This window comes from Sphingobium estronivorans, from assembly GCF_008692605.1.
In the GTDB taxonomy this organism is placed as follows: Bacteria; Pseudomonadota; Alphaproteobacteria; order Sphingomonadales; family Sphingomonadaceae; genus Sphingobium; species Sphingobium estronivorans.
In genome coordinates this window covers 107,353-126,640 of sequence record NZ_LFCT01000017.1, presented here as the reverse complement: position 1 = coordinate 126,640, position 19,288 = coordinate 107,353, and the positions used below count along the sequence as shown (strand labels likewise).

At 63.7% G+C, this 19,288-nt stretch carries 18 protein-coding genes; 13 read left to right on the top strand and 5 right to left on the bottom strand.

Annotation, left to right across the window (positions count from 1 at the left end; translation table 11 throughout):
- Positions 1-164 precede the first annotated feature (164 nt).
- The gene (locus tag F7P65_RS13200) at positions 165-665 is read left to right on the top strand and encodes a hypothetical protein (RefSeq protein WP_150292407.1); all 501 of its coding nucleotides are present in this window, start codon (positions 165-167) and stop codon (positions 663-665) included.
- Between the two features lie 39 nt (positions 666-704).
- Here the strand turns inward: F7P65_RS13200 and ppdK are convergent, their stop codons facing one another.
- From ppdK to F7P65_RS13185, 3 genes are all read right to left on the bottom strand, one after another.
- On the bottom strand, positions 705-3,407 hold the full coding sequence (gene ppdK, locus F7P65_RS13195) for a pyruvate, phosphate dikinase (protein ID WP_150292405.1): 2,703 nt from the start codon (positions 3,405-3,407) through the stop codon (positions 705-707).
- Positions 3,408-3,551: 144 nt separating this feature from the next.
- Positions 3,552-5,555 carry a glycine--tRNA ligase subunit beta gene (gene glyS, locus F7P65_RS13190; protein ID WP_150292435.1) on the bottom strand — a complete coding sequence of 668 codons (2,004 nt, stop codon included), beginning with the start codon at positions 5,553-5,555 and terminating at the stop codon, positions 3,552-3,554.
- Positions 5,555-6,427: a glycine--tRNA ligase subunit alpha gene (locus tag F7P65_RS13185; protein ID WP_150292403.1), complete on the bottom strand. Its 873-nt coding sequence runs from the start codon at positions 6,425-6,427 to the stop codon at positions 5,555-5,557. Before F7P65_RS13185 ends, glyS begins: the two co-directional genes overlap by 1 nt.
- 161 nt (positions 6,428-6,588) lie before the next feature.
- On the opposite strand from F7P65_RS13185, the gene F7P65_RS13180 reads away from it, so the two are divergent.
- The 10 genes from F7P65_RS13180 (at position 6,589) to F7P65_RS13135 (ending at position 15,900) form a co-directional block, all read left to right on the top strand.
- A complete protein-coding gene (locus tag F7P65_RS13180; protein ID WP_150292401.1) occupies positions 6,589-7,503 on the top strand; it encodes a TraB/GumN family protein in 915 nt (304 codons plus the stop codon).
- Positions 7,504-7,533: 30 nt separating this feature from the next.
- Positions 7,534-8,427, top strand: a complete 894-nt coding sequence (locus F7P65_RS13175) for a TraB/GumN family protein (RefSeq protein ID WP_150292433.1) — start codon at positions 7,534-7,536, stop codon at positions 8,425-8,427.
- 126 nt (positions 8,428-8,553) lie between these two features.
- Positions 8,554-9,168: a 50S ribosomal protein L25/general stress protein Ctc gene (locus F7P65_RS13170; protein WP_150292399.1), complete on the top strand. Its 615-nt coding sequence runs from the start codon at positions 8,554-8,556 to the stop codon at positions 9,166-9,168.
- Positions 9,169-9,258: 90 nt separating this feature from the next.
- Positions 9,259-9,828 carry an aminoacyl-tRNA hydrolase gene (pth, locus tag F7P65_RS13165; RefSeq protein ID WP_150292397.1) on the top strand — a complete coding sequence of 190 codons (570 nt, stop codon included), beginning with the start codon at positions 9,259-9,261 and terminating at the stop codon, positions 9,826-9,828.
- Positions 9,829-9,934: 106 nt separating this feature from the next.
- Complete coding sequence (locus F7P65_RS13160; RefSeq protein ID WP_150292395.1) at positions 9,935-11,563, top strand: alpha-D-glucose phosphate-specific phosphoglucomutase; 1,629 nt, start codon at positions 9,935-9,937, stop codon at positions 11,561-11,563.
- Positions 11,564-11,657: 94 nt separating this feature from the next.
- Entirely contained in the window at positions 11,658-12,344 is a 687-nt protein-coding gene (locus tag F7P65_RS13155) for a DUF2490 domain-containing protein (protein ID WP_150292393.1), read from the top strand.
- A gap of 65 nt (positions 12,345-12,409) precedes the next feature.
- The gene (ychF, locus tag F7P65_RS13150; protein WP_150292391.1) at positions 12,410-13,510 is read left to right on the top strand and encodes a redox-regulated ATPase YchF; all 1,101 of its coding nucleotides are present in this window, start codon (positions 12,410-12,412) and stop codon (positions 13,508-13,510) included.
- Positions 13,511-13,517: 7 nt separating this feature from the next.
- Positions 13,518-14,039, top strand: a complete 522-nt coding sequence (locus F7P65_RS13145; RefSeq protein WP_150292389.1) for a DNA-deoxyinosine glycosylase — start codon at positions 13,518-13,520, stop codon at positions 14,037-14,039.
- A gap of 47 nt (positions 14,040-14,086) precedes the next feature.
- Positions 14,087-15,361: an alkaline phosphatase family protein gene (locus tag F7P65_RS13140; protein ID WP_150292387.1), complete on the top strand. Its 1,275-nt coding sequence runs from the start codon at positions 14,087-14,089 to the stop codon at positions 15,359-15,361.
- 74 nt (positions 15,362-15,435) lie between these two features.
- Positions 15,436-15,900 carry a MaoC family dehydratase gene (locus F7P65_RS13135; RefSeq protein WP_150292385.1) on the top strand — a complete coding sequence of 155 codons (465 nt, stop codon included), beginning with the start codon at positions 15,436-15,438 and terminating at the stop codon, positions 15,898-15,900.
- 1 nt (position 15,901) lies between these two features.
- Here F7P65_RS13135 and F7P65_RS13130 read toward each other — a convergent pair whose 3' ends face one another.
- Together F7P65_RS13130 and F7P65_RS13125 are read right to left on the bottom strand one after the other, a co-directional pair.
- Entirely contained in the window at positions 15,902-16,414 is a 513-nt protein-coding gene (locus tag F7P65_RS13130; protein WP_150292383.1) for a hypothetical protein, read from the bottom strand.
- Positions 16,415-16,525: 111 nt separating this feature from the next.
- Positions 16,526-17,644 (bottom strand): glycosyltransferase family protein, encoded by a 1,119-nt coding sequence (locus F7P65_RS13125; RefSeq protein ID WP_150292381.1) that lies wholly within the window; start codon positions 17,642-17,644, stop codon positions 16,526-16,528.
- A 55-nt stretch (positions 17,645-17,699) separates the two neighbouring features.
- On the opposite strand from F7P65_RS13125, the gene F7P65_RS13120 reads away from it, so the two are divergent.
- Both F7P65_RS13120 and F7P65_RS13115 read left to right on the top strand, forming a co-directional pair.
- Positions 17,700-18,554, top strand: a complete 855-nt coding sequence (locus F7P65_RS13120) for a lysophospholipid acyltransferase family protein (protein WP_150292431.1) — start codon at positions 17,700-17,702, stop codon at positions 18,552-18,554.
- 9 nt (positions 18,555-18,563) lie between these two features.
- On the top strand, positions 18,564-19,205 hold the full coding sequence (locus tag F7P65_RS13115; protein ID WP_150292379.1) for a phosphoribosylanthranilate isomerase: 642 nt from the start codon (positions 18,564-18,566) through the stop codon (positions 19,203-19,205).
- Positions 19,206-19,288: the final 83 nt, after the last annotated feature.

Here is a 19,288-nt window from a genome sequence, read left to right as displayed (position 1 = left end):
ATCCAGCTGAGCTACGGGTGCGTTGGAGTGGCGCAGATAGAAGCGTCCGGGCGATTGGGCAAGCCCCTTTTTGCAGTTTTTTGGCGGTTCGGGCTCTTCACCGCGCCGGACCGAAACCTTTGCATCGATCCGCTCGTTCCGGACGGAGGAAAGGATGCATGACAATGACCTTCACCCTGAATGACATTGCGCTGCTGCTGATCGCGCTGCTGGCGGGACTGGTTCTGGGCCTGATGGCCAGCGGTCGCGGCAAATATAAGCGCTATTGGCGCGACGAGCAGTTGGCCCACAGGCAGGCGATCCGGGACCGGGACGCGCGGCTTGCCGCTGCCCAGGAGAGGATTGCGGAACTGGAGCGGCACCCGGGTCCGATCGGCCCCGGCACGGCGGAGGCCGTGGCCGGCGCGGTGCATGGACGGGACAATCTCAGCCGTATTAACGGGATTACCCCGCAGGACGAAATCGCGCTCAATGAAGCGGGCTATCATCGCTACAGGCAGATCGCGGGGATCAGCGCCGAGCAGGAAGCCGCCCTGGAAACGCGTCTCGGACTGAAACAGGGGATCATCGCGCGGGAGGAATGGCGCGAACAGGCCCGGCTGCTGGCGGAGCGTAAGGACGATGAACATGCGCGGTTATTTGAACACCGCACAACCCGGGTCTGAAAAGAAAAGAGGCGGGGTTTTGGCCCGCCTCTCTTCGTTTTATTTCCGGTTCGCCAGAGCGGCCTGAGCCGCAGCCAGACGAGCAATGGGCACACGGTAGGGGGAGGCCGACACATAGTCGAGCCCGGTCTTTTCGCAGAAGGCGATGGAGGCAGGATCGCCGCCATGTTCGCCGCAGATGCCGAGCTTGATACCGCTGCGCGTCGCGCGGCCCCGTTCAGCCGCCAGTTCGATCAGCTCGCCCACGCCTTCGACGTCGATGCTGACGAACGGATCGCGCGCGAAGATGCCCTTGTCGACATATTGCGTCAGGAACCGACCGGCATCGTCACGGCTGATGCCGATGGTGGTCTGCGTCAGGTCGTTGGTGCCGAAGGAGAAGAATTCGCCCACTTCCGCGATCTCGCCCGCCTTCAGCGCGGCGCGCGGCAGTTCGATCATGGTGCCGACCAGATAGTCGACGGAAGCGCCCTGCTCTGCAAAGATTTGCTGCGCCACCTTGTCGACGATCGCCTTCATCAGTTCCAGCTCCTTCTTCGTCGCGACGAGCGGGATCATGATTTCGGGGATCGGCGCTTCACCGCTGCGCTGCTTGATGATCAGCGCGGCTTCAAAGATGGCGCGGGCCTGCATCTCATAGATTTCAGGATAGGTGACGCCCAGACGGCAACCGCGATGGCCAAGCATCGGGTTGAACTCATGCAGTTCGGCGGCGCGGCGCTTGAGCGCTTCGACGCCGACGCCAGCCGCCTTCGCCACTTCCTCGAACTCCGCCTCGCCATGGGGCAGAAATTCGTGCAGCGGCGGATCGAGCAGACGGATGGTGACGGGCAGCCCCGCCATCACCATGAAAATCTGCGCGAAGTCGTCACGCTGTTCCGGCAGCAGCTTGTCGAGCGCCACGCGACGGCCCTTTTCGCTGTCGGCGAGGATCATCTCGCGGACGGCCGTGATGCGGGCGGCGTCGAAGAACATATGCTCGGTGCGGCACAGGCCCACGCCTTCCGCGCCGAAATCACGGGCGGTCTGGCAGTCCAGCGGGGTTTCGGCGTTGGCGCGGACCTTCAGGCGGCGGACCTTGTCGGCCCATGCCATCAGCACGCCGAAGTCACCCGCCAGTTCAGGCTGCACGGTCGGGACTTCGCCCGCCATCACTTCGCCGGTCGAACCGTCGATGGTGAGGATGTCGCCTTCCTTGAGGATGCGGCCTTCGATGCGCAGGGTCTTGGCATTATTGTCGATGGACAGGCTGCCCGCGCCGGAGACGCAGGGGCGGCCCATGCCGCGCGCCACCACGGCGGCGTGACTGGTCATGCCGCCGCGCGCGGTCAGGATGCCCTTGGCCGCATGCATGCCGTGAATGTCCTCGGGTGAGGTTTCGACGCGAACCAGAATGACCGAGTCACCCAACTCATTGCGCCGTTCGGCGGTGTCGGCGTCGAACACGATCGCGCCCGAAGCCGCACCCGGCGAGGCGGGCAGACCCTTGGTCAGCACGTCGCGCGGCGCCTTGGGGTCGAGCGTCGGATGGAGAAGCTGATCCAGCGCGGCGGGATCGACGCGGGCAACGGCTTCTTCCTCGCTGATCAGGCCTTCGCTGGCCATCTCGACCGCGATCTTGAGCGCGGCCTTGGCGGTGCGCTTGCCCGAACGGGTCTGGAGCATCCAGAGCTTGCCCTGCTGCACCGTGAACTCGATGTCCTGCATGTCGCGATAATGTTTTTCTAGGATCTCGAAAACCCGCGCCAGTTCGGCATAGGTTTCGGGCATCGCCTCTTCCATCGACAGCGGCTTGGCCCCTGCCCGCTCGCGCGCCTGTTTGGTCAAATATTGCGGGGTACGGATACCCGCCACCACATCCTCGCCCTGGGCGTTGATCAGATATTCGCCATAATAGGCATTCTCGCCAGTCGCCGGATCGCGGGTGAAGGCAACACCCGTCGCTGAGGTATCGCCCATATTGCCGAACACCATTGCCTGCACGTTGACGGCGGTGCCCCAGTCATGCGGGATCGAGTTCAGGCGGCGATAGACCTTGGCGCGGTCGGCCTGCCAAGACCCGAAGACAGCGCTGATCGCGCCCCAGAGCTGATCGTTGACATCCTGCGGGAAAGGCTTGTTCCAAAGCTTTGAAACAAGTGCCTTATATTCCGTAACGAGCGCCTTCCAGTCATCGGCGGTCATCTCGGTGTCGAGCGTGTAGCCCTGATCTTCCTTCGCGACTTCAAGGGCTTCCTCAAACGCGCCGTGGTCGAGTTCCAGCACCACGTCGGAATACATCTGGATGAAACGGCGATAGCTGTCCCAGGCGAAACGTTCGTCGCCCGAAGCGGAGGCAAGGCCCAACACGGTTTCGTCGTTAAGGCCAAGGTTCAGCACCGTGTCCATCATGCCGGGCATCGAAATGCGCGCGCCCGATCGGACCGAAACCAGCAGAGGATCGGCCTTGTCCCCGAACGTCTTGCCGGTGACGCCTTCGATATGGGCGATGCCGTTCGCCACTTGCGCCTTCAGGCTCTCGGGATAAACGCCGCCATCCTGATAATAGCGGGTGCACATCTCGGTCGTGATGGTGAAGCCCGGAGGTACCGGCAGGCCAATGGCGGCCATGCCGTCCAGATTCGCGCCCTTGCCGCCGAGAAGATTCTTGTCCCCTTTGCCGCCATCATCGACGCTACCGCCGAAACGATACACATAACGGGTCGCGGTCGTGCTCATGCTGGCCTCTTTCATTGTCAACATATTCGCGGCTCTCCTGCACTGATTACGGTGCATTTGTGCGTTGCAACAAAATTTTAAAACAGGGGAGCGATAAACGCACCTGCTTTTACGATGATTGCTCTCTCATTTCACTGATTTTCCCGCTCGTGCGGATATGTTCTGGTATTAACCCGAAATTTTCGAGAAATCCGCGACCGCTTGAACCGCTGCCCGTACCCGCCCAAGCAGCGCGAGGCGAGCGGAGCGCTTGGCCGGATCGGCGTCATTCACCGTCACAGTCTCGAAAAAGCCATCGATCGGCCCCCGCAATGTTGCAAGTGCGGCCATCGCTCCCTCGAAATCCTCGGCCGCAACGGCTGCGGCGGCGCGAGGCTCCGCAGCATCGAGCGCGGCGATAAGGTCGGCCTCAGCCTGTTCGGGGGCGTAGGTCAATTCGACCTTCTCAACGGTTTCGACGCCTTCCTTCTTCAGGATATTGGCGGCGCGCTTATACCCGGCAAGCAGATTGGCGCCGTCATCGGTGGCGATGAAGGACTGGAGCGCCTTCACGCGGGCGAGCAGACGGACGAGATCGTCCTCGCCACCAAGAGCGAACACCGCGTCGATCAGGTCGTGGCGGACCCCTGCTTCCTTCTGCTGGACCTTGAGGCGGTCTGCGAAGAAGTCGAGCAGATCGCCTTCTGCCACGGCAAAACGCAAATCATTCGCCGTGACGATCTGAATGACGCCCAGCGCGGCCCTCCGAAGCGCAAAAGGATCGCGCGAGCCTGTGGGTTTTTCGTCGATGCCGAAGAATGAACGCAGCGTATCGAGCTTGTCGGCCAGCGAAACCGCGATGGTCGTGGCGGCTGTCGGAACATCATCCCCCTGCCCAACCGGCTTGTAATGATCGCGAATGGCATCGGCCACGGCTTCGGGCAAGCCTTCGGCGCGAGCATAATAGCCGCCCATAACACCCTGAAGTTCCGGGAACTCACCCACCATTTCAGTGACGAGGTCCGCCTTGGCGAGGCGCGCCGCCTGCTCGGCCTGGTCGGCGTCCGCGCTCTTGACGATGCCCTGCTCGACCAGCCAGCGGGCCAGCTTCGCGACACGCTCCACCTTGTCAGCTACGGTCCCGAGCTTTTCGTGGAAAGTGATGCGCTCCAGCTTCTTCGCATGGTCCTCAAGGCTGGTCTTGCGGTCCTGCTCCCAGAAGAAGCGGGCGTCCGACAGACGGGCGGCGAGAACCTTGCGGTTACCCGCGATGATCGCTTCGCCACCATCCTTCGCCTCGATATTGGCGGTGCAGATGAAAGCGGGGGCAAGCTTGCCAGCACCGTCGCGCAGAACGAAATATTTCTGGTTGATGCGTAGGGTTAGCTGAATGACTTCAGGCGGAACCTCAAGAAAAGCCGGATCGAAATCGCCCAGCAGCGGCACCGGCCATTCGGTCAGGCCCGCATTTTCCGCTACGAGGCCCTTGTCCTCGATCACCGCATAGCCATGGACGGCGGCGGCTTCGGCAGCCTTCGCCTCGGTGATCGACTGGCGTTCCTGATGGCTGACGATCACATGGCAGGCGCGCAGCTTTTCGACATAGTCGTGGGCGCTGCCGATGGTGATCTCACCGGGATGGTGGAAGCGATGGCCCAGCGTCGCATAACCCGACCGGACGCCTTCGACCTCGATGTCGACCAGGTCTTCGCCCAGGATCGCGACGATCCCTTGCAGCGGACGGACCCAGCGAAGGCTTTCGGTCGTCTGCGAGGCGGTGCCCCAGCGCATCGACTTGGGCCAGGGAAAGGCGCGGATCAGGGTGGGGATGGCCTGCGCCAGCACCTCCGCCGTGGCGCGGCCGGGCTTGTTGACCACGGCGAACCAGACGCCGTCGCGGTCTTCAAGCTGGTCCTGGGTCAGGCCAGTCTTGCGCAGGAAGCCCTCAAGCGCCTGCGCGGGCGCGGAGGTGCGCGGGCCTTTGAACTCCTCGCTGACGGCGGCGGTTTCAAGCGGCAGGTTGCGCGCGATCAGCGCAAGGCGGCGGGGCGTGACGAAGCCCTCCACACCCTCCGGCTTCAGGCCAGCCTTCGCCAGTTCCTCCGTAAAGAGGCGGGCAAGGTCTTCCGAAGCCTTCAATTGCATGCGCGCGGGGATTTCCTCGCAGCGCAGTTCGAGCAGGAAATCGGTCATCACGCGGCCCACCCGTTCACTTCCATCCACTTTTCACAGGCGCCCTTGGCGAGGTCGCGCACGCGGCCGATATAGCTGGCGCGTTCCTGCACCGAGATGACGCCGCGCGCTTGCAGCAGGTTGAACACATGGCTCGCCTTGATTGCCTGGTCATAGGCGGCGAGCGGAACGCCTGCCTCCAGCGAGGCCTTGCACTCGGCCTCGGCATCCCTGAACCAGCGGAACAGCTTTTCGGTGTCTGCGATCTCGAAATTCCATTTCGACATCTGCTGCTCATTGGCGAGGAACACGTCCCCATAGGTGACGCCCGCGTCGTTGAACTTCAGGTCGTAAACGCTGTCGACGCCCTGGATATACATGGCGAGGCGTTCGAGGCCGTAGGTCAGTTCGCCCGCGACCGGCTTGCAGTCGAAGCCGCCCATCTGCTGGAAATAGGTGAACTGGGTGACTTCCATTCCGTCGCACCAGACTTCCCAGCCAAGGCCCCACGCGCCCAGCGTCGGGCTTTCCCAGTCATCCTCGACGAAGCGGATGTCGTGGACCAGCGGATCGATACCGATTTCGACCAGCGACCCCAGATACAGTTCCTGGAGGTTCGCCGGCGACGGCTTCATGATGACCTGATATTGGTAATAATGCTGGAGGCGATTGGGGTTTTCGCCATAGCGGCCATCGGTCGGGCGGCGGCTGGGCTGCACATAGGCGGCGTTCCAGGCGTTGGGGCCAAGGCTGCGCAGCGTCGTCGCCGGGTGGAAGGTGCCTGCGCCCACTTCCATATCATAGGGTTGCAGAATCACGCAGCCCTGCTTGCCCCAATAAGCGTGCAGGGTCAGGATCAGATCCTGAAAGGAAAGCACTTTGCTTGTCGCCACGGACGGTCCTTCGGTGTGACAGGTTTATTGCGGCGCGCCTTGGCGCAGCGAGGCCGCAGGGTCAAGGGAAAGAGGGTGCGGGACAAGGTAAATCCGCTTGCCCTGTTGCATCGCGGGACGCATGGATGGGGAGAGATCGATCAGATGGACCTGCAAACCGCATGAAATGGCCCAATTTCCGCTGGCTGGCGCCCGCCCTGATGCTGCTGGGCGGATGTGCGCTGACGCAACCCGCTTCCGCACGCAATATTTCGGCGCGGTCCACCTATGTGACGCCCGCGCTGTGGACGGTGAAAGATGCCGACACCACCATCTATCTGTTCGGCACGGTTCATGTGCTGAAACCGGGGATCGACTGGTTCAGGGGCGGGGTCAAAACGGCCTTCGATCGGTCGGATGAACTGGTGCTGGAAATCGTGGAGCCGGAGGACCCTCATGCGCTGGCGTCGGCGATGGCGGGAACCGCGCTGGCGCGCGACGGCGTGAAGCTGTCCGACCGGCTGAGTGCGGAGGAACGGACGAAATACCAGACGGCGATGACCGCATATGGCCTGCCGTGGCAGGCCTTCGAGATGTTCAATCCCTGGATGGCGGGCATGGCGCTGTCCGTTCAGCCTTTGGAGAAACTGGGCTATAAGGCCGATCTGGGCGCGGAGAAGGTGTTGACGGCGGCGGCCAAGGCTTCGGGCAAGAGGGTCGGCGCGCTGGAGACGGTGGAACAGCAGCTTGGCTATTTCGCGGGCTTGCCCATGGCCCAGCAGGTGAAATTCCTGACCACGACCATCGAGGGCCTGCCCGACATGGAAAAGGAGTTCGCCAGCCTGATCGCCCATTGGCGCAACGGCAAGCCGGACGAACTGGCAGCCGAGATGAACGAGTCGCTGGAGGCGACGCCGGAACTGGCGCAGGTGCTGCTGATCCAGCGCAATGCCAATTGGGCGAAGTGGATCAAGCAGCGGCTCGACCAGCCCGGCACGGTGTTCATCGCGGTGGGCGCCGGGCATCTGGCGGGCAAGGACAGCGTGCAGGATCAGTTGAAGGCGCTGGGCGTTTCGTCGCTCCGTGTAAAGCAATAGAGTGAAGCAATAGAGTGAAGCAATAGGATGATGCGTTTGCTGGCGCGCCGACTTGCCCTTGGGCTGGGACTGGCGGCCCTGTTTCTGGTTACAGCCTGCGGGGGGAAGCCGCCTGCCCCGCCTCCGGGCGGTGGACCCGCGCTCTGGCGGGTGGAAGGCAAGGGCATCGACGGTTGGCTGTTCGGCACCATCCATGTGTTGCCCCGCGACGTGCGGTGGCAGACGGCGCCGATCCGGGACGCCATGACGCGTGCGGATCGGCTGGTGCTGGAATCGGCGGAAATTCAGGACCAGGCGAGGACACTGGCGATTTTCGAGAAAATGGGACGCAGCCCCGCCCTCCCGCCGCTCGACGCGCGCGTTCCGGGTGAGGACAGGGCGACGCTCGACCGGATCATCAGCGAGGGCGGAGCCGATGCGCGAACCCTCTCTGGCTATGAAAGCTGGGCGGCGGCGATGCTCCTCTCGGCAGCGGCGCAGCAGTCACTGAAGGTCAGTCAGGATAATGGCGTCGAACCGGCGCTGATCGCGGCGTTCCGAAATGCCGGCAAGCCGATCGGCGGACTGGAAACGGTGGAGCGGCAGTTCCGCGCGTTCGACACATTGCCCGAAGCCGCGCAGCAGCGGTTGCTGGTCGATACGGTGCATGAGGCGCAGGACATGCGGATGCTGTACGACCGCATCCTCAGGGCCTGGATCAAGGGCGACATCGCCACCCTCTCGCGGGAGGACCAGTTGAGCGAGGAACCCGATCCGGTGGTCGAACAGGCCGTGCTGATCGCCCGCAACCGGGATTGGGTGACGTCGGTGGAGGCGCTCAAGGGGCGTCCCTTCATCGCCGTGGGCGCGGGGCACCTGGCGGGCAAGGGCAATCTGATCGAACTGCTGCAAGCGCAGGGCTACAAAGTGACGCGGGTGCAGTAGCGCCAAATCCCGGCTTTCTGTTCTCTTGCTTTCCCGCGCCTTTCTGCTATTGGGGCGCGCGTCCCGACATGGTCATCCCTGGAGGCGTGGCGGGCGCTTACATCAATGAGCTTTTGGAGACACGCAATGAGCGAGCAGCTTACGCTGTCGGCAGAGGCACGCGATCGGGCAGGCAAGGGAGCCTCCCGCGCTCTCCGCCGTGAGGGCCGCGTACCCGCCGTCATCTATGGTAACAACGAAGAACCGCAGTCGATCCACGTCGAGGAAAAGCTCCTCAACAAGCTGCTCGGCACCGGCCACTTCTTCAATTCGGTCGTCATGGTCGAGGTGAACGGCAAGGCCGTGCGCACCCTGCCCAAGGATGTCGCTTTCCATCCCGTGACCGACCGTCCGCTGCACGCTGACTTCCTGCGCGTTTCGGAACATGCCACCGTCCACGTCAACGTGCCGGTGCGCTTCGAGAATGAAGACGCCTCGCCGGGCCTGAAGAAGGGCGGCGTGCTGAACATCGTCGCGCATGAGATCGAACTGATCGTCGATGCGGCCGCGATCCCCGACGATGTCATCGTCGACCTGACCGGCCTGGACGTTGGCGAATCGATCCACATCGCCGCCGTGAAGCTGCCCAAGGGCGCCAAGGCCGCGCATGTCGAAACCGACTTCACCGTCGCGACCATCGTTGCCCCCTCGGCGCTGAAGAGCGCTGAAGGCGACAACGAAACCCCGGCCGAAGGCGAATAAGCCTTTCGACGGGAAAGTCCTTCGGGACTGGAAATTTCGATCCCGCTTGCCTACCCGGCGAGCGGGATTTTTCTTTGGAGTAAACGCGCGATGCAGATCTGGGTGGGCCTTGGCAATCCGGGCACCCAATATGCGATGAACCGGCACAATGTCGGCTTCATGGCCGTGGATGTGATCGCGGACATCCATCGCTTTTCGGCGCCGAAGAAGCAGTTTCAGGGCTGGGTGCAGGAAGGCAGGATCGGCCCCGAGAAGATCATATTGATGAAACCCGCCACCTTCATGAATGAAAGCGGCCGCTCGGTCGGAGAGGCGATGCGCTTCTACAAGCTGACGCCGGAGGATGTGACCGTCTTCCACGACGAGCTCGATCTGGCGCCGATGAAGGTCAAGGTGAAGCGCGGCGGCGGCAATGCGGGCCATAACGGGTTGCGCTCCACCGACGCGCATATCGGCGCAGACTTCCGGCGCGTGCGGATCGGCATCGGGCATCCCGGGCACAAGGAACGGGTGCATGGCTATGTGCTGGGCAATTATCACAAGAGCGAAATGGATGCGCTGTCCGACATGCTGGGCGCCGTCGGGGCCGAAGCCGAATGGCTGGCCAAGGGAGACGATGCCCGTTTCATGAATGAGGTAGCCTTGCGGCTGGCGGACTGAGGCCGTCCGCCCCGCCCTCGCGACGGAACGGCTGGCCCTCATTGCGGATTGTCGCATTGCTGGGCCATAGGGTAGGCCAGACTTTCGATTTTCCAAGGGGATCCGGGTGATACAGACCGTCGCGACGAAGCCTTTCGATGACCAGAAGCCCGGCACGTCCGGCCTGCGCAAGAAGGTGCGCATTTTTCAGCAGCCCCATTATGCGGAAAATTTCGTCCAGTCGGTGTTCGACAGCCTGGAAGGCTTTGCAGGCCAGACGCTGGTGGTCGGCGGTGACGGACGCTATCTGAACCGCGAGGTCATCCAGATCGTGCTGAAAATAGCGGCGGCCAACGGCTTCGGTCGGGTGCTGGTGGGCAAGGGCGGCATTCTGTCCACCCCGGCGGCGTCGCATCTGATCCGCGCTTCGGGGGCCTTTGGCGGGCTGGTGCTGTCGGCCAGCCATAATCCGGGCGGACCGGACGAGGATTTCGGGATCAAATATAATGTCTCGAATGGGGGCCCCGCGCCCGAAAAAGTGACCGATGCCATCCATGCGCGGACGCTGACAATCGACAGCTATCGCATCCTTGAAGCCGGCGATGTCGACATCGATACGCCCGGCTCCAGCCGCCTGGGCGATATGACCGTCGAGGTGGTCGATCCGGTGGCGGGCTATGCCGATCTGATGGAGAGCCTGTTCGACTTCGCCGCCATTCGGGCGATGATCGCGGGAGGTTACACTCTCTCCTTCGATTCCATGAGCGCCGTAACCGGACCCTATGCCGTCGAGATTTTCGAGAGGCGGCTGGGCGCGCCCATGGGAACCGTGCGCAACGGAACGCCCCTGCCCGACTTCGGCCATCATCACCCCGATCCCAATCTGGTTCATGCCAGGGAATTGTACGACCGCATGATGGCGTCCGATGCACCGGACTTCGGCGCGGCTTCGGATGGCGATGGCGATCGAAATCTCATCATCGGGCGGCATTGCTATGTGACGCCTTCGGATTCGCTGGCGGTGCTTGCGGCCAATGCGCATCTGGCGCCGGGCTATACCGCTGGATTGAAGGGCATCGCACGGTCGATGCCGACCAGCGGCGCGGCGGACCGGGTGGCAGAGAAGCTGGGCATCCCGCTTTACGAGACACCGACCGGATGGAAATTCTTCGGCAATCTGCTGGACGCCGGCATGGCGACCATCTGCGGCGAGGAAAGCGCGGGCACCGGGTCCGACCATGTCCGCGAGAAGGACGGCATCTGGGCGGTGCTACTGTGGCTCAACATCCTGGCGGCACGGCGGCAGAGCGTGGCGGAGATCATGGTCGAACATTGGTCGACCTATGGCCGCAACTATTATGCCCGGCATGATTATGAGGGCATCGCCAAGGACAAGGCCGATGCGCTGATGGCGGCGTTGCGCGGCAAGCTCGAAACCTTGGCGGGAACCGCGAACAGCGGCGGCACGGTCAAGAGCGCGGACGATTTCGCCTACACCGACCCTACGGATCAATCCGTCAGCCGCAATCAGGGCATCCGCATCCTGTTCGAGGACGGTTCGCGCGTCGTGTTCCGCCTGTCCGGCACGGGCACGGAGGGCGCAACCCTGCGCGTGTATATCGAACGTTATGTCGGCACGGACGGCGAGCTTGGGCTGAAGACGGGCGATGCCCTCGCCCCGCTGGTGAAGGCCGCGCAGGAATTGGCGGACATATCCGGCTTCACCGGCATGGACCGGCCCAGCGTCATCACCTGAACGCTGGCGCCATCGATTCTTACCGTCCGGCAACAGACCGGAAAAAGGCGGCGCGTTAAGGGGCGAGCATCATAATGCCTTGCAAGGAACCCCGATGCGCCGCCTTTTCCATGCCCTCGCCCTTTGCGCCAGCCTGAGCGTCGCAGGGACCGCCACCGCACGGACGAGCCAGGACGAACAGCTTTGGATCAACCTGACCGCCATGGGTTCGGTTTCAGGAAAGCTCGTCTATTTCGCGGAGGTGCAACCGCGTGTCGGGGATGGCGTTTCGCGGCTGGACCAGTTCATGCTGCGCGGGGCGATCGGGTGGAAGCTGTCGCCCAGCCTCACGGCCTATCAGGGCTATGCGCATATCGTGCTGCCGGTCGATGGCGGCCGGGATGTGAATGAGGAGCGCAGCTTCCAGCAACTGAACTGGACCATGGGCAAGCCCTGGGGCGGCGAACTGTCGTCCCGAACCCGGCTGGAGCAGCGCTGGCGATCCGATGGCGAGGATATGGGCTGGCGGCTGCGCGAGATGCTGCGCTACGAAAAGCCGCTGAAACCCGGAAGCGATGCAGTGAATGCTCTGATCTATGGTGAGGGGTTCGTCGCACTCAACAGCACCGATTGGGGTGCGAAGGGCGGCTTCGATCAATTGCGCAGCTTTATCGGTGCGGAATTGGGTCTGGGCGGAGCCTCAACAGCGGAAATCGGCTATCTCAACCAATATATAAACCAACGGGACGGCAATATCCGGGTCAACCATGTGGCGTCAGTCTCCGTCTTCTTCCGGCACTGAGGCTGGCCTTTGCGACCAGAAGGCGCTATCGGCGCGGCCAATCATTCTGACGTGAAGGCAGTTCCATGGGTTTTCGTTGCGGTATCGTCGGGCTTCCCAATGTGGGCAAGTCCACCCTGTTCAATGCGCTGACCGAGACGCAGGCAGCGCAGGCGGCGAACTATCCCTTCTGCACCATCGAACCCAATGTCGGGCAGGTCGCCGTGCCGGACGAGCGGCTTCAGACCATCGCGAAGATCGGCGGATCGGCCAAGATCATCGAAACGCAACTGGCCTTCGTCGACATTGCCGGGCTGGTGCGTGGCGCCTCCAAAGGCGAGGGTCTGGGCAACCAGTTCCTGGCGAACATCCGCGAAGTGGATGCCATCGTCCATGTGCTGCGCTGTTTCGAGGATGACGACATCACTCATGTCGAGGGCAAGGTCGATCCCATCGCAGATGCGGAGACGGTCGAGACCGAGTTGATGCTCGCGGATCTGGAATCCCTCGAAAAGCGCGTCCCGAACTTCGCCAAAAAGGCAGCGCAGGGCGACAAGGAAGCAAAGGCTGCGGCGTCGGTGCTGAGCAAGGCGCTGGACCTGCTGCGCGACGGTAAGCCCGCGCGGCTGACGCAGCCGGGTGATGACGAAGAAGAGCGCATCTTCCGTCAGGCGCAACTGCTGACCGCCAAGCCCGTGCTGTACGTCTGCAATGTCGAGGAAGACAGCGCGGCGGAGGGCAACGCCCATTCGGCGCGCGTGTTCGAGAAGGCCGCGGCCGAGGGCGCCAAGGCCGTCATCGTCTCGGCCGCCATCGAGGCTGAACTCATCACCATGCCGGTCGAGGAGCGCGCGGAGTATCTGGAGGCACTGGGGCTGGAAGAAGCCGGCCTCGCGCGGATCATCCGGGCGGGTTACGAATTGCTGGGCCTCATCACCTTCTTCACCGTGGGGCCGAAGGAAGCGCGCGCCTGGACCGTGTCCAAGGGGTCGAAGGCGCCGCAGGCCGCGGGCGCGATCCACACTGATTTCGAAAAGGGCTTCATCCGCGCCGAAACCATGGCCTATGCCGATTACGTCCAGTTCAACGGCGAGGCCGGAGCCAAGGAAGCGGGCAAGTGGCGGTCAGAAGGCAAGGAATATGTGACGCAGGACGGCGATATCATGCTGTTCCGCTTCAACGTCTGATCGATCCATGTTGCGCCCGGGACAGATACCCGCCCGGCGCAAGGCGGCCTTTCCGCCCAGTGTCGATGAGGGGACACGGCTGCTGATCCTCGGCAGCTTGCCCGGCGACGCGTCGATCAAGCAGGGCGAATATTATGCCCATCGCGGCAATGCCTTCTGGGCGCTGATCGGCGACGTGCTGGGCGAGGATCTGCGCAGCCAGCCCTATGCCATGCGGTTGAAGCGGCTGAAGGCGCGGCAGGTCGGCCTGTGGGACGTGATCGAAAGCGCGGATCGTCCGGGCAGCCTGGACAGCGCCATCCGAGGCGCGGAGTTGCGCGATCTGGGCGCTTTCGTGACGCGGCTGCCGATGCTGGAGGCGATTGCCTTCAACGGCAGGACGGCGGCGCTGCATGGGCGGCGGCAGCTTGGCGAGCGGGCCGGATTGACGCTGATCGACCTCCCCTCCTCCTCCGGCGCCTTTGCCAGCATGTCGCGGGACGCAAAGCGTACGGCGTGGATGGCGCTGGCGGATTTTGTGGGCGAATAACGCCTTCGTCACTGTATCGTCGCAATCCAGCTGTTAAGCGGAAGCTCATGGTTTTGCGCCCTCTGTCCCTTGCCTGCCTGGCTTTCCTCGCGCTGTCCGCCTGTGCGCCGGCCGGGCAGCGCCCCGCATCCACCATGGCCGCGCCCGTCGAACAGCGGCAGCCGGTCACGATCCTCCTATCCATCGACGGATTCCGGCCCGATTATCTCAAGCGCGGCGTGTCGCCGAACCTGAATGGGCTGGCAGCGGGCGGCGTCGAAGCCTCCATGCGCGCTTCCTTCCCCACCAAGACCTTTCCCAATCACTGGGCCATCGTCACCGGCGACCGGCCCGACCGCAGCGGCATCGTTGCCAACAATATGGAGGATTCCTCGCGGCCCGGCGAGAAATTCACTATGGCGACCGACGATCCCTATTGGTGGAACGAGGCCGAACCGATCTGGGTCACGGCGGAAAAGACCGGCGTGCGCGCGGCGACCCTGTTCTGGCCCGGCTCCAACGTCGCCTGGGGCGGGACGAAGACTGCGGACTGGCCCCATCGGATCACCGGCGGCACACGCCCCAGCGACTGGGCGCAGTTCAACGAGGCAATTTCCGGGGAGCAGCGCGTGAACGGCGTGCTGGACCTGCTGCGCCGCCCGACGAACATCCGACCGCGCTTCCTGACGCTCTATTTCGATGCCGTCGATACGGCAGGCCATGAAAATGGACCGGACTCGTCGGAAGCGACGCAGGCCGTGGCAGAGGTGGACGGGCAAATCGGCCGATTGATGGCCGGTCTGAAGGAGTTGGACCAACCGGCCAATCTGGTCATCGTCTCCGACCATGGGATGGCGCAGAAGAGCAGCGAACGGGTGGTGGCGATGGACAGGGTTGCGAACCCCGCCGATTATCGCATCGTCGAGAGCGGCCCTTATGCCAGCCTCGCCGCGCAGCCGGGACGTGAGACGGCTTTGGAAGCGAGGCTCCTGAAACCGCAACCGCACATGCAATGCTGGCGGAAGGGCGAGATGCCCAACCGTTTCCACTATGGCACGCATCGGCGCATTCCGCCCTATTTCTGCCTGGCGCAAACCGGCTGGATTATCCAGCCGACTGCACCCGCCAAGCCCTTTGCCGGCGGCGATCATGGCTGGGACGACAGGGCACCGGAGATGCAGGCGCTGTTCATCGCTTATGGTCCAGCCTTCGACACCCGCTTTCGCGCGCCGGCGGACTTTACCAATGTCGATGTTTATCCTCTGCTGGCGCGCCTGCTGGGGATTGCTGCCGTGGCGAGCGACGGTGACGCGGCGGTGCTCGCGGGCCTCATAAAGAATTGACGGTGTCGCCGACGGCAACTTGACGGAAACGTAAAGCATTCCTAAGTTTCGGCCCGTTGCAGAAGGAAACGGGTGTGAGCGAGATCGTGTATTTTGAAGATGTCCAGATTGGCGACCGGAACGAATTCGGTCCAGTCAGTGTCGACCGGGAGCAAATCCTGGCCTTCGCCGCCGAGTTCGACCCGCAGCCCTTTCACCTGTCGGACGATGCGGCGGCGCAGACCCATTTCGGCAGCCTGGCCGCCAGCGGTTGGCACACCACGGCGCTTTCTATGAAGATCATGGTCGCCGCCTGGCAGAAGGACCCCGGCGTTCAGGCGGCAAGCCTGGGCGCGATGGGCGTGGACGAACTGCGCTGGCTGCAACCCGTGCGGCCGGGCGACACGCTGCGCGGCACATCCGAGGTGATCGAGAAAAAAGCGTCGAGAAGCCGCCCCGAAATGGGCATCGTCAAGTCGCGGATCACGCTGTTCAACCAGCGCGACGAGCCGGTACTGACGATGATCCCCATCGCCATGTTCCGAACGCGGCCTATGTGAATTACCGGACGCGTGGCTGGTTGGCGCGGGCGTCTGCCACCATGATGCGGATGGTCGATCGGGGTGCACCCGCAACCTGGACGGTATGAAGCCCCGATGGAAGGTCGAACCAGACGATCTTGCCGATGCCCGAACAATCCGGACCATGACCATGATCGACGGAAGGGAGCGCCGTCGATCCCGTCGCTACATCGACCCATGCGCTTTCCGATAGGGCGATGCCAATCCGCGCGGCATCCTTCACGGCCAGGGTGAAGAGGCCGGCATAGCTTTTCGGCACCATTTTGCCTGGCGGAACGGCGAACTGGACCTGAGCGCCGGGACGCAGGTTGGCCGTGACCGGCTTGCCCAGGATCAGGCGCGGCGCGGTGGAGGCTGTGCCACCGGCCACCGCCGCGCCGTTTTGCGTCCAACTGGTCCAGGGTTCCGCCAATCGTGGCGCGTCAGCGCAGGGGGTGGGTGCGGCTTGCACCGCCATCGGCCAGAGCGCCATCAGCAACAGCAGCCGCTTCATCCTGTTCCTCCCCGAAAACTCTGCAACGTCGCCATGTCCCGGCAGCACACAGGTTGGTGCAGGAAATGAGATTTGGCAATGTTCGGGGCGGATGAAAGGCGGGATATAAAGCTACCTTGCGCGCTCCATCCGCACGACTTTCCCCCTTTTCACCCGATAATCAAAGCCGCCCCATCTGATCCGGCTTGAACAAGCGGCCGCCAATTGCATCCCAAAATGCGCCCAGCACACGGCAAAGGGCGCCAGCACATCCCACCAGAGCGATCGCCGCGCCGCCCGGACCTGCTCCACCTCCAGCACGGCGGCAACGATCCGCCGCCGCAGCAGCATCCGTCCGACCGCCGCGCCATAGCCCACGGCCACGGCGCCCAAACCGCCCCAGACCAATGCCCAGACCCAGCCCAGCGCCTGCGCCGCAACCACCGCGCAGGCGATTTGCCACATGCCCGGACTGTTCGTCACGATATGCCGATATTGCCGCACCCCGAAATCAAGCGCGCCCCGCGCCTCCAGCGGCGATCCCACCAGCAGGTCCCGCACCGGCCGCAGCCGCAGCTTCGCGCGCCATCCGGCAAGGCCAATCGTCATGTCATCGGACAGGCGCCCCGCCAGCGCCGCATCCAGGTCAAGCCGTTCCGCCACCTCCCGCGTCAGCGCCATGGCGCCCCCCCACGGCATAGTCGCGCTCGCGGCACGCGGCAGGGTCGCCAACTGCATTTCCACCGCCCCCACCAGCGCGGCCACGACCCGCGCCTCCGGCAGCAACAGTCGGTAGCCGGTCGTGATGTCCGCCTTTCCGCGCACCAGAGGAAAGAGCAATCGCCCCACCAGCCGCGCCGGAGGCTGGATATCCGCATCCACGAAAACCAGATAGCGATCCTCCGGCCGCAACGCCCGCAAGGCCGCTCGCAGCTTGTGCACCTTCTGCCCCTCATCCACCGCGACGCCCGCGCGGACAAGCTGCACCCATTCTCGCTCACGGGCTGCCAAAGCCTCCGCCGCCGCGCAATCCCCGGAAGTCGCGATCACCAACCGGAACCGCGCCGTCTGCGCCCTCAACCGCGCGATCAGTTCCGCGCCGCCATCCCAGTCATCCCGGACCGACAGCAGCAACACGACACCCTCCGGCGCCTCTTCCTGCCGATTTGCGGGAACATGCCGCCAATAATTCAGCACCCCGGCCACGCTCAGCCCTTGCAACAGCATCCACAGCCAAAAGGCGAAATTCATCGCGAAGACCCAAACCCTTTACCACCCCGACCGCTGCTGTATGACGCTTGGGAAGATGCTCTCCAACCCCTTTCTCTTCACGCTGCTCCGCCTGCTGCCCGCCTCCGTCGCGTCCTGGCTGGGTGGCTGGCTGTCCGCGAACATCGCCCGCAAAAACATGAAGCTGCGCGATCGGCGCGCCCGCGCAAACCTGAACATCCTCCGCCCCGATCTGGACGAAGCCACTTGTGAGGCGATGCTCACCCGCCGCTGGTTCAACCTGGGTCGCACCATGGCGGAACTCACCAACATCGACCGGCTGATCGAGAAGAACCATATCACGGTGGAAGACCGCGACGGCTATCAGGCGATATTGGACGCCCCCGGCCCGCTGATCGCGCTGGCCGTCCATCTCGGCAATTGGGACCTGCTCGCCGCGCATATCAAGGCGTCGACCGACCGGCCCGGCCTGGGCGTCTATGACCCGCCCGAAAACGCGGAACAGGCCGCCATGCTGAAACGCGCCCGCTCCAGCTATATGGGGGAGGCCATCACCGGCGACGGCGCCGCCCGCGGCATCCTCAAGCATCTCACCACCAAAGACCGGGCGACCCTCTACATCTTGCTCGATGAGCGCCGCGATAGGCAGGTCTGGTTCCCGCGCTTCGGTCGCGACCTGCCACCCTCAGGCAACCTTTCCGTCGCGCTCCGGCTTGCGCGCAAGGTCGGCGCGAAATTCCTTCCCTTCTATCTGGTCCGCACACAGGGGCCGAATTTCCGTGTTCGCTGGCACGCCCCGCTCGATCCGGCGATCCTGACCGACGACCAGATCATGGATCAGGTGGATGCCTTCCTCGGCAAAGCCTGTATCGACCATGCCGACCAATGGCTCGCCCTGCACGACATGGACCTGACGCAGCCAACCGCCTAAAGCGCCTGCATGTCCCGACTCGCCATCAAGATCTGCGGTCTTTCGACGCCCGACACGGTAGGCGCCGCCATCAAGGCCGGCGCGACCCATCTGGGCTTCGTCCACTTCCCCAAAAGCCAGCGCCATGTGGAAGCGGAGCAGTTGCGCGCCCTCGCCGCGCCCGTGCCCTCCCATATCGCGCGCATCGCCGTGCTGGTGGACCCGACCGACGAAATTCTCTCCGAACTCGTCGCCACCGACGCCCTCACCGCGCTGCAACTCCATGGCCAGGAAAGCCCGGAGCGGTCCGCCGCCATCCGGGCGCGGTTCGGTCTTCCCGTCTGGAAGGCGATTTCGGTCAAGACCCGCGCGGACATAGACGCCGCCAGGACCTACACCGGCGCCGCCGACCGGCTGCTGTTCGACGCGAAGACCCCGGAAGGCGCGGCGCTGCCGGGCGGCATGGGACTTCGCTTCGACTGGACGCTGCTGCGCGGCGTTCCCATATCCGCTCCATGGGGCCTGTCGGGCGGTCTTGGCATCGACAATGTCGCGCAAGCCATCCGCATCACCGGCGCCCCGCTGGTCGATGTTTCGTCCGGCGTCGAAAGCGCGCCGGGCATCAAGAGTGTGGACAAGATCATGGCCTTCTGCAATGCGGCGTCCTCATGAGGCAGTTCTTCACCGCAAAGCGCATCGGTACCCGATGGCGTTGATCGCTTCCCCCGAGCGAAGTGATCCCCATCCATGCCTGA